The sequence below is a fragment of the Synechococcus sp. CS-197 genome (genome assembly GCF_025128215.1).
Classification (GTDB): Bacteria; Cyanobacteriota; Cyanobacteriia; order PCC-6307; family Cyanobiaceae; genus Synechococcus_C.
In genome coordinates, this window is sequence record NZ_JAHLZC010000016.1 from 167,504 (window position 1) to 181,893 (window position 14,390).

Annotated in this window: 12 protein-coding genes; 5 read left to right on the top strand and 7 right to left on the bottom strand. The window is 60.8% G+C overall.

What is annotated here, in order from left to right:
* Window position 1 precedes the first annotated feature (1 nt).
* A complete protein-coding gene (locus KQ296_RS06775; RefSeq protein WP_011934404.1) occupies window positions 2–1,207 on the bottom strand; it encodes an argininosuccinate synthase in 1,206 nt (401 codons plus the stop codon).
* Window positions 1,207–1,431, bottom strand: a complete 225-nt coding sequence (locus KQ296_RS06780) for a hypothetical protein (RefSeq protein ID WP_011934405.1) — start codon at window positions 1,429–1,431, stop codon at window positions 1,207–1,209. The genes KQ296_RS06775 and KQ296_RS06780 overlap by 1 nt, the downstream gene beginning before the upstream one ends.
* A 70-nt stretch (window positions 1,432–1,501) precedes the next feature.
* Between KQ296_RS06780 and KQ296_RS06785 the strand changes: the two genes are divergently transcribed.
* The 4 genes from KQ296_RS06785 to KQ296_RS06800 all read left to right on the top strand — a co-directional run bounded on the left by KQ296_RS06785 (window position 1,502) and on the right by KQ296_RS06800 (window position 4,317).
* Complete coding sequence (locus KQ296_RS06785) at window positions 1,502–1,753, top strand: DUF3134 family protein (protein WP_011934406.1); 252 nt, start codon at window positions 1,502–1,504, stop codon at window positions 1,751–1,753.
* A gap of 84 nt (window positions 1,754–1,837) precedes the next feature.
* On the top strand, window positions 1,838–2,881 hold the full coding sequence (mraY, locus tag KQ296_RS06790) for a phospho-N-acetylmuramoyl-pentapeptide-transferase (protein ID WP_370593959.1): 1,044 nt from the start codon (window positions 1,838–1,840) through the stop codon (window positions 2,879–2,881).
* A 9-nt stretch (window positions 2,882–2,890) separates the two neighbouring features.
* A complete protein-coding gene (locus tag KQ296_RS06795; RefSeq protein WP_011934408.1) occupies window positions 2,891–3,139 on the top strand; it encodes a hypothetical protein in 249 nt (82 codons plus the stop codon).
* 11 nt (window positions 3,140–3,150) lie between these two features.
* A complete protein-coding gene (locus tag KQ296_RS06800; RefSeq protein WP_011934409.1) occupies window positions 3,151–4,317 on the top strand; it encodes a calcium:proton antiporter in 1,167 nt (388 codons plus the stop codon).
* 25 nt (window positions 4,318–4,342) lie between these two features.
* Here the strand turns inward: KQ296_RS06800 and KQ296_RS06805 are convergent, their stop codons facing one another.
* The gene (locus KQ296_RS06805) at window positions 4,343–4,522 is read right to left on the bottom strand and encodes a hypothetical protein (protein WP_011934410.1); all 180 of its coding nucleotides are present in this window, start codon (window positions 4,520–4,522) and stop codon (window positions 4,343–4,345) included.
* A gap of 44 nt (window positions 4,523–4,566) precedes the next feature.
* Here KQ296_RS06805 and purT point away from each other — a divergent pair, with 44 nt between their 5' ends.
* Entirely contained in the window at window positions 4,567–5,736 is a 1,170-nt protein-coding gene (gene purT / locus KQ296_RS06810) for a formate-dependent phosphoribosylglycinamide formyltransferase (protein ID WP_011934411.1), read from the top strand.
* On the opposite strand, the gene KQ296_RS06815 is transcribed toward purT, so the two are convergent.
* The 4 genes from KQ296_RS06815 to recN form a co-directional block, all read right to left on the bottom strand.
* Entirely contained in the window at window positions 5,721–7,889 is a 2,169-nt protein-coding gene (locus tag KQ296_RS06815; RefSeq protein ID WP_011934412.1) for an HAD family hydrolase, read from the bottom strand. The genes purT and KQ296_RS06815 overlap by 16 nt on opposite strands.
* A gap of 227 nt (window positions 7,890–8,116) precedes the next feature.
* Complete coding sequence (locus KQ296_RS06820; RefSeq protein WP_011934413.1) at window positions 8,117–9,637, bottom strand: alpha/beta fold hydrolase; 1,521 nt, start codon at window positions 9,635–9,637, stop codon at window positions 8,117–8,119.
* The gene (gene uvrA / locus KQ296_RS06825) at window positions 9,637–12,618 is read right to left on the bottom strand and encodes an excinuclease ABC subunit UvrA (RefSeq protein WP_011934414.1); all 2,982 of its coding nucleotides are present in this window, start codon (window positions 12,616–12,618) and stop codon (window positions 9,637–9,639) included. The genes KQ296_RS06820 and uvrA overlap by 1 nt, the downstream gene beginning before the upstream one ends.
* Before the next feature lie 47 nt (window positions 12,619–12,665).
* Window positions 12,666–14,354, bottom strand: a complete 1,689-nt coding sequence (gene recN, locus KQ296_RS06830; RefSeq protein WP_011934415.1) for a DNA repair protein RecN — start codon at window positions 14,352–14,354, stop codon at window positions 12,666–12,668.
* Window positions 14,355–14,390 lie beyond the last annotated feature (36 nt).

The window sequence follows — 14,390 nt, forward strand, 5'->3', positions numbered from 1 at the left end:
TTCAACGGCGACGGGCGGCTGACCAGAGACGAATGGGCAGACCCCAGACATAAATGAAGCCTTCAGCGGCCCGGTGATCAAACTGATCTTCGCTGCCGTAGGAGGCCATTTCAGGCACGTAAAGGCTGCTGTCGCTGGACCCCCGTCCAGTAACGATGGCATTGCCCTTGTGCAGGCGCAGCCGCACCACGCCGTTCACTTCGCTCTGGGTGCGGTCCATGAAGCCATCGAGGGCCTCCTTGAGCGGACCAAACCAAAGTCCTTGATACACCAAATCAGCCCACTGCATCTCCAGCTGCCGCTTGGTGCGGAGCACATCGGCGGCAAGGGTGAGACTCTCCAGTTCCTGGTGGGCCTGGATCAAGAGAAGCAAACCCGGCGTTTCGTAGATCTCCCGGCTCTTGATGCCCACCACCCGGTTCTCGATCATGTCGAGTCGACCGATGCCATGGGATCCAGCCAAACGGTTGGCTTCTCGGATCAAGGCAACAGGATCGAGTCGCTGGCCGTTGATGCTCACAGGGTTGCCAGCCTCGAAGGCGATCTCGATCTCTTCAGCCTCCGAGGGCGCCGCATCGATGGACACCGTCATGGCGAACACTTCTTCAGGGGGAGCCTGCATCGGATCCTCCAGAGGGCCGGCTTCAACGCTGCGACCAAGCAGATTGAGATCGATGGAATAAGGAGATTTCTTGCTCACCGGTGCTGGTAGACCGCAGCGTTCGCCGTAGGCAATCGTTTCCTCCCTGCTCATTCCCCACTCCCTGGCTGGCGTGAGCACCTTGAGATCGGGAGCCAAGGCGGCAATCGCCACATCAAAACGCACCTGGTCGTTGCCCTTGCCCGTGCATCCATGGGCCACTGCATCCGCGCCAACCTCTCGCGCCACTTCCACAAGCCGCCGGGCAATCAACGGACGGGCCAGGGCCGTGGACAAGGGGTAACGACCCTCGTAAAGGGCATTGGCACGGATGGCAGGAAAGGCGAACTCTTCGATGAACGGCTGTATGAGATCACCCACCAGAGACTGACTGGCGCCAGCCTCCAGAGCCTTGCGCCGAATCGGCTCCAGCTCGTCGCCCTGGCCGAGGTCAGCGGCAAACGTGATCACCTCCTCGACTCCCCACTCCTGCTTGAGATACGGAATGCAAACACTCGTATCCACGCCACCGGAATAAGCGAGCACAACCTTCTTGGCGCGTCCCATCAAGCGGACTCCTGATCTGTATCGGACTGCTCCGATTCTCCACTCCCGCGGGACGACCACAGCAACCAGAGGGTGATCAACAGGGCAGGGGCCAGCACCAGCGCCAGCGCCGCACCCGATCGGACCTGCAGAGGCTCAGGGTGGCGTGCACCCCACAGGCGCAATGCTGCACTGAAAAGCAGTGCTCCTCCCCAGAGAAATCCAAGCCAACCCGCTTTGTTCAAGGAACTGTCACGGACTGTCTTCTATGATGGCGGATTGGCTCCAGAGATCTTGTCCTCAGCCCTCACGGACATGAGCGCCCTTGACGGCGTCAATCCAGCTCTCACCCGCTACGGCCGAAAGGACCCCGCTCCGGTGCTTCCCCTGCGGGAAGAGCCTGATCTGTTGAGCTGGCTCGAAACCAGTGGGCGACTGGTGGAAGATGAGGAATCCAGCTCACCGGAAGTGAGCACCGTGGAAGAGGAAGAACTGTCCGCTCTCATGGGTGAGAAAGAGGACTACAACGCTGCGGATGAGCAGAACGAGGAAAACTGGGAAGACTGATTTAACGTCCAGCCGATTTGCGGTTGGGTTTTGAGCGACGCTTCAGACCAGACATCCCGTCTTGATGGCCGGTGGCCTGCTGCCATTCTGATCGGCGCCGTCATCAGCGCGGCCTTCGTCGCCGACCGCTTGATCCCCAACAGCCTGTTGAGCCTGCCGCTAATGGCGGCAATCCTGGTATCAACACTGATCACCTGGTGGGGAGTCCCCCGGTTGCGCGCCCTGAAGATGGGGCAAGTGATCCGCACAGAAGGTCCCCAGGGCCACCTCAGCAAATCCGGAACGCCCACGATGGGCGGTCTGCTGGTGGTGCCCGTTGGTGTGATCATCGGGGGGCTCGTGAGCAGCGAAGGGCGCAGCGCGCAGCAGCTTCTGGCCATTGCACTGGTGACCCTGGCGTACATGGTCATCGGTGGTGTGGATGACTGGAGCAGCCTCACCAAACGCACCAACACCGGCCTCACGCCTCGGGGCAAACTGCTGCTGCAAGCCACAGCAGCCGTGCTGTTCCTGGGCTGGGCCGGTTGGCAAGGCTGGATTGCGGGCACGGTGAGCCTGCCCTTCAATCTCGACCTTCCCCTCCACTGGCTGATCTGGCCCCTGGCGCTGTTTGTTTTTCTCGCCGAGAGCAACGCCACCAACCTCACCGATGGCCTCGATGGTCTGGCCTCCGGCTGCGGAGCACTGGTGTTCACCGGTCTGGCCCTGCAACTGATGCTTCGCGGCAATGCCGGCGATCCGGCGCTGGCGGGATTTTGCATGGCCATGGCTGGATGCTGGCTGGGATTTCTGATCCACAACCGCAATCCCGCCAAGGTGTTCATGGGAGATACAGGCTCTCTGGCGATGGGAGCAGCGCTCAGCGCCGTGGCCCTGCTCTCCGACAGTCTCTGGCCCCTGCTTCTCATGGGCGGGGTCTTTCTCGCCGAGTCCGTTTCAGTGATCGTGCAGGTGTGGGTGTTTAAAGCCACCAAAGGGGCCGATGGTCAGGGGCGCCGCGTCTTCCGGATGGCACCGCTGCATCACCATTTCGAGCTCGGTGGAACGCCGGAGCAGGTGGTGGTGCCCTTGTTCTGGCTGGTTACGGCAGGTCTGGTCATGCTGGGGCTTGGGCTTCACCCCCGCTGATCCAACCCCATGAGTTATTTCACCTGGAAGGATGCCGGCCTGACCTCCGACTGCGCCAGTCTCGAGGCGATGGCCTCCCGCTTTGAGGAAGCGGCCCGGCTGATGCGCCGGATGGCTGACCAAGGCTTTGTTTTGGAGCGAAACAACGGAGCGCAACGCATCAACCACACCGATGCCGCGGTGTTCAACGCCTGGGGATTCGTGGATGAAGAACCGGCTGTGCGGCAGCTCACGCTGATGCAGGACCTGGACTCCTGAGCAACCCGCTGATGCATCGCACCCTGCGCAACTCCGTCAGCCTGCTGAGAAGCAATTACGCCACCACCTGGTCGCTGCTTCTGCTTCCAGCCGTGGCAGCGGCGGTGATCCAACCGGGATCGCCCGAAAGCACCCTGGGGCTGCTTCTGCGCTTTCTGGCCTTCGGAGTCGCTTTGGTTCCCCTGGCCAGGGTGATCTCCATCCTCGTGGATCAACTGAGCGAACACCTCGGCGATCGCTACAGCGGCGTGGTGAGTGTGGGGCTGGGGAACCTGGTGGAACTGGTGGTGAGCATCACAGCCCTCGCCAGCGGTCTGTACCGGCTTGTGGTGATCTCCGTGGCCGGTGCGGTGATCACGAACTGCCTCCTGGTGCTGGGCATCAGCACCTTCGTGGCAGGACGCCGGGAGCAACATGTTCAGATCGACGCCCGCAGCACCAACCTGCAGGCTCGCCAATTGATGCTGAGCCTTCTGTTTCTGGCAGTACCCACCATCTTCAGCCTGGGCCGAGGCCTGAATCCGATGGAAGGGACCGATCAGCTGGACAACGTTGCGGTGTACTCGCTTGTGGTGGCGGTGATGATCCTTCTTTATTACGTGCTGTCCTTCGTGCTGCAGCTGGGAACCCACCGGTCCTTTTTCAGCCGCTCCCAGGATCAGCAACGTCTGGCAGCGGTGCAAAACGCTGTTGTGCCAAGCGTTGCTGAAGGCCATCCACGCCAGGGCATCGCAGCCATCCTGATCGCCATGGTGGTGGTGAGCAGCGCCGTGGTGCTGGTCTCCGACCCTCTCGTGGAGACCCTGGAAGTTCTGCTCAAAAACAGTCCCCTGGGTGAACTCTTCATTGGATTGATCCTTCTGCCGCTGTTCGGCTCCACGGCAGAAGGGGTGATCTCCATCGGAGCCTCCGCAAAAGGGCGTATGGATCTGGCGATCACCAGCACCCTTGAATCCAGCGGCCAGCTGATGATGTTCGTGTTGCCGATGTTGGTGCTGTTGGGCTGGCCCATGGGTCGGTATCTGCATCTGAGCGTGCCACTGATCGCCCTCGGGTGCACTGGATTTGCTGTTGTTGCCGTGCACTGGATCACGGAAAACAATCAACTGGATTGGTATGAGGGAATTCAATTGATCACGCTTTACGGCGTGATCGTGCTTGGCACTCTTCTTCTCTGAGGGATTTGCAGGCTCCCCCCAGCCCTCAAGACCTCGTTCTGAGGGCTCCCACCAGCCAAACCACCACAAACGCCAGAAGGGACACCCCCAGATAAATCAGCGCCCACTTCTGAACCGTGGCGATCTCCCAACCAAACAGAAGACCATCCGCCGCATCGCCAGCTGTTGTGAAGCCAATCGTGGTGACGTTCAAGAGATTGGCCATCAGGCACAAGGAGAGGATGGGTCCATGCTGCCGGGAAACCCTCCATGACGACGTTGCCAGCCAAAGTTCTGCTGCTGGGGAGCGGTGAACTGGGCAAAGAGGTGGCCATTGCCGCCCAGCGCCTGGGATGCCATGTGATCGCCTGCGATCGTTACGCCGACGCGCCGGCCATGCAGGTGGCCGATGAAGCGGAAGTGCTGGCGATGACCGACCGAGAAGCGCTGTTGGAGGTGGTGCGCCGGCACAAACCCACGGTTGTGATTCCAGAGATCGAAGCGCTGGCCGTGAATGCCCTCGCTGAACTGGAGGATGAAGGTCTCACCGTGATTCCGACGGCGCGTGCAACGGCCGTCACGATGAATCGCGATCGCATCCGTGATCTCGCCGCGGGTGAACTGGCTTTGCGCACTGCGCGCTTCGCCTATGCCGCCAGTGCTGAAGAACTGCACGCCGAGGCTCCGGCCCTGGGCTGGCCCGTGGTGGTGAAACCGGTAATGAGCTCCTCCGGCAAAGGCCAGAGCGTTGTGGATGGACCGGAGGGACTGAATGAGGCCTGGGAGGCGGCCATGGCCAATGCAAGGGGAACCTCCACCCACGTGATTGTGGAGGAATTCCTGCGCTTCGATCTGGAGATCACCCTGCTCACCATCCGCCAGCGGGATGGCTCCACACTGTTCTGCCCGCCCATCGGCCATGAACAGGCCCGTGGCGATTACCAATGCAGTTGGCAACCAGCTGCTCTCAGCGACAAACAGCTGAGTGAGGCCCAAGCCATGGCGCGCACCGTGACCGACAACCTTGGAGGCGCCGGACTGTTCGGTGTGGAATTCTTTCTCTGTGGAGACGAGGTGATCTTCTCCGAGCTGTCACCCCGCCCCCATGACACAGGCCTGGTGACCTTGATCAGCCAGAACCTCAACGAATTCGAATTACACCTGCGCGCGGTGCTGGGGCTGCCGATTCCTGCAATCCGCTGCGCCGATGCCGCGGCCAGCCGCGTCATCCTCGCGGACAAGCACGGCAGCCGGGTGACCTACAGCGGCATGGAAGAGGCACTCCAAGAAAGCGAAACCAGTGTGTTTCTTTTCGGCAAACGCGACGCCCGACCGGGACGGCGGATGGGAGTGGCGTTAGCCCGCGGGGAGCATCAGGCCGAAGCCCGTGCCAAGGCCGACCGCAGCGCAGCGGCCGTGCACCTTCACATCGAAGACTGATCCACACGCGCGCGTGCACTCAGAAAGCGATAGTGCTGCAGTCCTTCCAGAACGCCAGACAGACGCGCGCGATCGGCGAAGTACACCCTCTGCAACTGGCGGCAGCCATCGAGGCAGGGGTCATGGTCCGAGGGAATCACCGCTGCCGGAAGGCCTTGAACCAACTCAAGGTCTCCCTGCTGACTGGCGACAACCAGAAAACGATCCAGTGGAAGCGCCCAGCGCAGAGAGAGAAAACGCATGGCTTCGCTGCGGGAGGCCCGCAGCGGCAGCACATCCAGGTACCAATGGCAGCGAAGGTTGGGACGGGCCGCTTGATGCTGCTGCCGGAGACGCTGACGGATCAGAGGCAGCACGGCAGGTCCTGGCTGCCTGAGCAGGTAACTGACCTTGAAAGGGCCTTGATTGTCCGCGGCTTGCAGGGTGATGTGATCGCCTAAATCAGCCAGTGCCCTCTCCACACCCTCGCGCTGCCAGTCCACACCGATCTCAGCGGCCCAAAGACGGTCAGATTGATCCTCCTGGCCATAGTGAATCTCTGTTCCGGCCTGGGTGATCCAGACGGACGGCTCCGGTAGCTGCAGTTCGGTAAAGCGCTGCCTGGCAGCTGCCAGAGACCGACCCGTGATGATGCCGAGTCCAGGCCCCATGGACCGACCTGGCGACGCACTGAGCTGATGACGCAGCGCCTGCAATGCCTCAGCGTCGGGTTGTTCGAGGCTGGTGTCGAGATCGAGCAGGAGCAGGCGATCACCCAAAGGATTGGCTTGGGCAACGGGTCGCTCAAGCAGTTTCACCGCTGCAGCGGAGGTGCTGAGACGTCCTTGCATCAACGCCAGATAACTGCAGACATGGGCGTCCCAGCTGTAGTGACGACTGACCGCCTCCACCCCGTTGTCACTCCAGCGCCGCCAACGCCCGCCATCCGATCCAGCGCGTTCTAGGCCATCCTGCAGAGACTCGCGGTCGGTGACATCCACCAGCAAGCCGTTGTCGCAGCGGCGATGAATATCGCGGGGGCCTCCGTCGTCTGTGGCCACCATGGGCAGTCCGGAGGCAGCCGCCTCCAGCAGGGTCAAACCGAACGGCTCCGTGAGGGCGGGATTGACGAATAGTCCTCCGCGCTCCGCAGCCCAGCGATAAATCGCCGGGACCTGATCCCGACGATGGTGCTTGGGATAAGCAACCGATCCGTAGAGGTCGTAGCGGTCGACCAGATCGAAGATCTGCTGAAACACCTCCCGCTGCTGCCGATCCATCTGGCGAGAGTCATCGCGATTCCCCAGCACCAGAACGAGATTGTGACGCTCGCGCAGAACCGAGGATCGTCCAAACGCCTCCACCAGTGCGGGAATGTTCTTGCGCCGATCAGCCCGGCAGATGGCCAGAAGCGGGGGTCGCTGGGGCTCACGCAGAAACGACTGCATCATTGCCGAAACATCCGCTGATTCCTGCGGCGTGCTGCGGGGATGGAACCGTCGTGCATCAACACCAGGGGGGACGACATCAGCACGATCGGAATGAAACCGCCCGTAGCGGGAGTACTGGTGATCACGCTCCTGCCGGGTGCTGGTGATCACGAGATCCGCATGGGCGAGAGCCAGTTCTTCCGCATCAATGCGACGACTGATCGAGTAGGTCTGCTCGATCTGCTCACGATCACCACCTGCCGCCAATAATCGGCGCAACTTTTCCCGTCCAAGGGAATGCCCCGTGAAGACGAGCGGCAGTCCCAGACGGCGACTCACCAGGGCGCCCACGTAACCGGCATCGGCGTAATGCGCATGAATCCAATCCGGCCGGCGATCACGCGCTTGCAGCTGAACCACCAGCTGATCCGCCAGCTCATCGAGATGGGGCCAAAGCTGCTCTTTACGCAGATACCGCTTTGGACCAAAACTGAGACGACGGATGCTCGCCCCGGGGGCAATGAATTCCTCAGCTCGGGCGTAATCCGCTGAGACGCGACGGTCCTGAATCAGCCGGGTCACCACTTCGACGTGATCAACCTCAGCGCGAGCGGCAAGACTTCGGACGAGTTCAAGAACATAAAGGGTCTGACCGCCGGTATCAGCATCCCGTCCCAACTCCAGATCGTGGGAACGGAACAAACCATGAAGATGAAGATGAAGCAGATTCAGTCCCACGTTCATCCTCCGCAGCAGTCAGGAAAAGTCCTGATGGACCTATCAATGGATAAAGGGTCCAACCAGCAACAAAGATGAAAACAATCTGAGAAAGTGCGGCAAACGATCTCCTCGATCAGGCCATACGCCTTTGCTGAAACGGGTTTCCTGGGAATGAGCCTGAGATGCGATTGACTTCAGATATCGACATACCAACAGCACACTTCACAACACTTGTGTTGCCGAGGTTGTGATCAGAGCTGACCACTCACATCCACAAGCCGCCGATCGGGGTGGCCCCAACGACCGGCATCAAAGGTGAACGACGACGTCATCGTCATCTGCTGATTGATCCAAGCCAGCACAACTGGCCCGATCACAGCCTTCGGAGCCTGACCGCGAACAGCGCGCAGATTGAAATGGGTGCCACCATCCACCAACACCAAACGATGTCCAAGTCGGGCAGCCTGGGTATCGCGCATGGGTGACACGGCTTCCGGACCTGACGGAACAATCCAGTCGCGGGTTCCGCTGATCAACAAAACCTTCGGGCGAGACGATCGCTGTCCGTTCACCGAGTCCAGGGACTGGACGGGATCAAACAAAAGCCGCATCGGTGGACTCACCGCCACAACCGTTTTCACCCGGGAATCGGCAACGCCTGCTTTGTTGATGCCTGAAAGCCAACTGCACTGCAACACCCAACTGATGTTGCGCTCAGGATCCCGGGGATCACGGCAGCGCGCTTTCAACTTCTGATCCGTTGGGATGCCACCGGCCAACTGAAGCGCCGTCGTGGCTCCCCACGAGTGGCCAACCACTGCCACTTCCTTGGTGTTGAGGTCACGACCAGCGAGAACCCGACCTTGTTCCACAGCCGTCAGCAGCGCTGACACATCCAAAGGACGCAATCGCAGCTCTTCCGGACCCGGTGGCGGCCGATCACCGGCCAACATCGCCCGTTGCTGTTCAAAATTGCTGCCTGGATGATCCGGCAGCAGAACCACATAACCCTTGGCAGCGAGAACCTCAGCCCAAGCTTCGAACGACTCCGGGTCATCCCAGAGACCATGGGAGATGACCACCAGCCGTTGGTTTCCCGCACCCTGTGGCTTCAGCACCAGAACGCGCAGAGGCTCGTCACGGTGCTGCACCGACACACGAATGACCTCTCGCGTCCATGTCGGATCTTGCAGAGACTCGAACAACTCAGACGACACCGGAGCAGCGAAGCCGGCCTTCACAAGCTCCAGGCCATCGCTTTGATTGGCCACCAAGCGATTGACCGCTTCTGCAAGCTTGGAGAGATCGATCGACGCTTCTTCGCCAGGGAGTTGATGGAGAAAGCCGAGGAGATTGTTCTGATCGTTGTCGTAAGCGCGCCTCAATGCCTTCGTGAGCATTGATCCACTGCTGTCGAAAGGCACCCCCTCGAGATTGACGATGAAGGCAGCAGCGTTTAGTGCCTGCTCCAACAGAGGCTGGCCGGTGGAGCCCTCCAAAAGCCCTCGCAGCTCCGCCGGGAGTGGGCTCAGAAACACTGTCTTGAGCAGAGCGAGCAGTCGACCCTCGGACGCGCGGTCGAGGTCGACAAGATCCGGGCTGGATTGAATGACCTCCTCAACCGATCGACCCTCTCCAAGATTGATGGTGAAATCGACGCCCAGATAGGGCATCCGCAACACAAGCCGCTCCAGTGCGGACGCGGGCAATCCGCTCAGCACAACTGCGGCGGAGGCTGCGATCGCCGCAAAGACAGAACGGATGGGGCGCATCAGGCCGCAAGGGGAACGTCGACTTCAGGGGGATGTTGCTCCAGAACCTTGGCCAGATAACGACCCGTGTGACTGGTGGGATGCTGGGCCACCTCTTCAGGCGTGCCGCAGGCCACGATCTGCCCACCTTTGTCACCCCCTTCCGGGCCGAGATCGATCAACCAGTCGGAACAACGGATCACATCGAGGTTGTGTTCGATGCAGATGATCGAATTGCCCTTATCCACCAGACGCTGCATCACATCCATCAGCTTGTGCACGTCGTAGAAGCTGAGGCCGGTGGTGGGCTCGTCAATCAAATAAAGCGTCTTGCCCGTGGCCCGTTTGGACAGCTCGGTTGCCAACTTCACCCGCTGGGCTTCACCCCCAGACAACGTGGGCGCAGGCTGGCCCAGCTTCACGTAACCGAGACCGACATCCACAAGCGTGCGCAGGCGATCCGCTGCCTGGGGGATGGCGGAAAACACATCCGCTGCCTGTTCCACCGTCATCTGCAGAACGTCAGCAATCGTGAAACCTTTGTAGGTGACCTGAAGGGTCTCACGGTTGAAGCGCGCTCCCTTGCAGACATCGCACTGCACATACACATCCGGGAGGAAATTCATCTCGATGACATTCACCCCCTGACCTCGGCAGGCCTCACAACGCCCTCCCTTCACGTTGAAGCTGAATTGACCAACCTGATAGCCACGGGCCTTGGCCTCAACCGTGGCGGCAAACACCTGGCGGATCGGATCAAAGGCTCCGGTGTAGGTGGCTGGATTGGAGCGGGGAGTCCGGCCGATCGGTGACTGATCGATCACGATCACTTTGTCGATGGATTTAATGCCCCTGAGTTCACCAAGGCCATTGGGAAACGGCACCTTGTGGCCCAGACCATGCTCGAGGGCGGGATGCAGCAATTCGTTCACCAAGGTGCTTTTGCCGCTGCCGCTCACCCCGGTGACCGACACCAGACGGCCCAGCGGAAATTCAACACTCAGATCGGTGAGATTGTTGCGTGCACAGTTGAGCAGCTTGAGGCTGCGCGTCCCAGCCGAACGCCGCTCTGAGGGCGTTGGAATACTGCGACGGCCGCTGAGATAGGCACCAGTCAGCGACTCTTCAGCGGTCAGAAGATCCTCAAGAGATCCTTCCGCCACGATGTGCCCGCCATGAACCCCCGCACCAGGGCCGATGTCCACCAGGTGATCGGCGGCGCGGATGGTGTCTTCGTCGTGTTCGACGACCACCAGGGTGTTGCCGAGATCACGCAGGCGCTCAAGCGTGGCCAGCAAGCGGTCGTTGTCGCGCTGGTGGAGGCCAATGCTCGGTTCATCGAGCACATACAGAACACCAGTCAGGCCAGCGCCGATCTGGGTGGCGAGACGGATGCGCTGGGCTTCACCACCGGAGAGGGTCATCGCCGGCCGATCGAGGCTGAGGTAATCCAGGCCCACATCGAGGAGAAAACGCAGGCGCATGCGGATCTCGCGCAGCACCAGGTCACCGATCTGAATCTGACGATCCGTGAGCAACGGTTCACTGGCTTCAAAGGCCCCCACACCCATCAGCCGCTCAATGCGCTCCAGGGTCTGGCCAACGCTGACGGCGGTGAGTTCCGTGATCCGGTAGGGCCCGACGCGCACAGCGAGGGCTTCAGGCCTCAAACGCTGCCCGGCACAGCTGGCACAGGGCACCAGCTCCAGGTATTTCTCCAGCTTCTGACGCATGGCCTCACCGCTGGCGTCCCGTAACTGACGCTCCAGGATCGGCAGGATGCCTTCGAAAGGCCGCTCATATCCACCTTTGCCTTTGCGATAACGGCTGTCGGCCTGGATCAGAATCGGATCCCGACTTCCATTGAGCAAAACGTCCTGCTGCTCTTCGGTGAGATCTTTCCAAGGCGTTTTGATCTCAAATCCGAACGCCTCACCCACTGAATACAGCAGGGAAAAGTAATAGGAATTGTCTTTTTCCGCCCAGGGCGCAACGGCCGCATACACGGGCAACGATGGATCAGGAATCACCCGCTCTGCGGTGAACTTGCGCAGATGCCCAATGCCATGACAGGCATCACAGGCTCCATAGGGACTGTTGAAGGAAAACAGCCGCGGCGACAGTTCTTCCATCACGGCCCCATGCTCAGGACACGCGAAGTTTTCGGAGTAAAGACGCTCCCGCTCCACTCCTTCGGGGAGCTCCTCGTCCTTCTTCGGAACCACCTCAACGATGGCTAGACCATCGCCCCGCTTCAGCGCTGTCCTCAGGGAATCCGTGAGTCGCTCCTGAATGCCGTCGCGGGCCACCAGGCGATCCACCACCACCTCGATGCTGTGCTGGTGGTTCTTATCGAGCTCAATGTTGTCGGCAAGCTCGCGCACTTCTCCATCGATGCGCACGCGAGCGAATCCTTCAGCCGCAAGGCCACTGATCAGCTTGCTGTGCGTGCCCTTTTTGCCTCGCACCAGCGGCGTCAACAGCTGGTAGCGGGTGCCTTCGGGAAGGGTCAGGATCTGATCCACCATCTCATCGATGGTCTGGGGCCGGATCGCCCGATCACATTGCGGACAGTGAGGTTCTCCAGCCCGGCCGAAGAGAAGTCGCAGGTAATCTTGAATCTCGGTGACGGTCCCCACGGTGGACCTGGGATTGTGGCTCGTGGATTTCTGATCGATCGAGATGGCCGGTGAAAGCCCCTCGATGGCATCCACATCGGGCTTATCCACCTGACCCAGGAACTGGCGCGCATAAGCCGAGAGACTCTCGACATAACGGCGCTGACCCTCAGCAAAAATCGTGTCGAAAGCCAGGGAGCTCTTACCGCTGCCGCTCACCCCGGTGAACACCACCATCTTGTTGCGAGGGATGGTGACGTCGACATTCTTGAGATTGTGCTGACGGGCGCCACGCACCCGAATCACATCCTCAAGGCTTCCTCCACTGAGGTTGACGGGCCTGGAACCCGACAGGGCCTTCGATTTGGGAGCAGGGCGTCCCATAGGGAGGAACCTCGGCAGCAACAGAGTCTACGGAGATCAAATCGGATTCAGGCCGCGCCCTGATCCAGAAGGCTGGCCGCATAAGCCTGGGCCTCTTCACGGTCGCCGCCAGCCAGTTCCGCCAGTTCCCGCTGGCGCTCCTGAGTGTCCCGCAGGTGGGACACTCGCGAGCGGGTGATACCGGCGGAAACGTCCTTGCTGACGCGGAAGTGATGATCAGCAACCGCAGCCACGAGGGGTTGATGGGTCACGCAGAACACCTGACGATGGCGTGACAAGGTGCGCAGCAGATCGGCCATGGCCCCGCTCACCCTGCCGCTCACACCGGTGTCGATCTCATCGAAAAGAAGGGTGCTGGATCCATCGACCTTGGCCAACGACGTTTTGAGAGCCAGCAGAAAACGCGACATTTCGCCGCCTGAAGCCACCTCCACCAATGGAGCCATCGGCTGACCGGGGTTGGCCGAAAACAGGAAACAAACGGAATCGGCCCCAAAGTCCCCTGGATCGACAGGCTCGATCTTCACTTCAAAACGCACATTGGCCAGTCCCATCGGACGCAGCGTGGCCATCAGATCGGTCTGCAGCTGTTGGGCCGCGGCCTCACGACAACGCGTCAGCGAGGCATTGTGTTGATCGCGATCCGCGCGGGCGGCGAGCTCTTGCTCCTGCAAGCGGCGCAGGAGATCCTCCGAACCACCAGCCTCCTGGCGTTCGCGCAACGCATCGCGCTGCTGAATCAGAGCCGCCAGATCCTGGCCGTGGCGACGTTCAAGTCGCTTGAGCAGCGACAACCGATCCTGAAGGACCGCCAAGCGTTCAGGGTCGCTGTCCAACGACGTGCCATAACGCTCCAGCGAACGAATCAGATCCTGAACACCAGCTTCAAGGTCGACGCAGCGTTCCGTCCAGGGTTGCAGGGAAGCGTCCATGGCCTGCATCAACTGCAATTCATGGGTGCAGGCGAGGAGATGATCCAGAACCGATGGAGCCTGATCAGCGCCATCTTGCAAACGACCAATCAAGGCGGAGAGACCCTCCAGCAAGCGCACGCCATGCACCAGGCGGTCCTGCTCCAACTCCAGCTGCGCAATCTCCTCTGGATCATCGAGAGCAGCCTGTTCAAGCTCCAGGAGCAAGGCCTCGAGCTCATCGCGTTGCTGTTCCAGCTGCAGACGGTCGGATTCGGCCTGGTGGAGGGCATCGCGACAACGCTGCCAGTGCAGCCAACTGCGTCGCACGTCGCCAAGCGTCGATTCCAACTCCGCACCACCGAGACGATCCAACCAGCGGCGCTGCTGTCCGGGCCGCGCCAGCTGTTGGGTCTGTCCTTGCACGGTGAGATCGATCAACAGAGGGCGCAACTCGAGCAACTGCTGCCGGTTGACCACCACCCCGTTTAAGCGGGAGCGACTGCTGAGACGGTCGTCCTGACGACGCCATTCGCGGCTGACCACCAGCTCAGGCTCTCCATCATCGAGCTGGTGGCGCTCCAACCAGCGCTGGCCGCTGGCACCAACCCGGAAACTCGCTTCGATCAGAGCACGGTCGCAACCGCTGCGCAGCAGTCGCGCGGCAGCGGACGCCTGCATGCCGCCCAACACGGCATCCAATGCATCAAGAAGAATGGATTTGCCCGCGCCGGTTTCACCGGTCAGCACGGAAAAACCCTGATCAAACGCCAGATCCAGGCTGTCGATCAATGCGATGTTTTGGAGTCGCAAACCGGTGAGCACGGCAAGCCCCGGTGGTCGTGCTGACCGTAGCGGTGG

Coding starts and splice junctions, on each gene's coding strand:
- KQ296_RS06805 (WP_011934410.1), bottom strand. CDS start 4,522: ATGGCCAATCTCTTGAACGTCACCACGATTGGCTTCACAACAGCTGGC.
- KQ296_RS06775 (WP_011934404.1), bottom strand. CDS start 1,207: ATGGGACGCGCCAAGAAGGTTGTGCTCGCTTATTCCGGTGGCGTGGAT.
- KQ296_RS06820 (WP_011934413.1), bottom strand. CDS start 9,637: ATGCGCCCCATCCGTTCTGTCTTTGCGGCGATCGCAGCCTCCGCCGCA.
- KQ296_RS06795 (WP_011934408.1), top strand. CDS start 2,891: ATGAGTTATTTCACCTGGAAGGATGCCGGCCTGACCTCCGACTGCGCC.
- purT (WP_011934411.1), top strand. CDS start 4,567: ATGACGACGTTGCCAGCCAAAGTTCTGCTGCTGGGGAGCGGTGAACTG.
- uvrA (WP_011934414.1), bottom strand. CDS start 12,618: ATGGGACGCCCTGCTCCCAAATCGAAGGCCCTGTCGGGTTCCAGGCCC.
- KQ296_RS06800 (WP_011934409.1), top strand. CDS start 3,151: ATGCATCGCACCCTGCGCAACTCCGTCAGCCTGCTGAGAAGCAATTAC.
- KQ296_RS06785 (WP_011934406.1), top strand. CDS start 1,502: ATGAGCGCCCTTGACGGCGTCAATCCAGCTCTCACCCGCTACGGCCGA.
- KQ296_RS06815 (WP_011934412.1), bottom strand. CDS start 7,889: ATGAACGTGGGACTGAATCTGCTTCATCTTCATCTTCATGGTTTGTTC.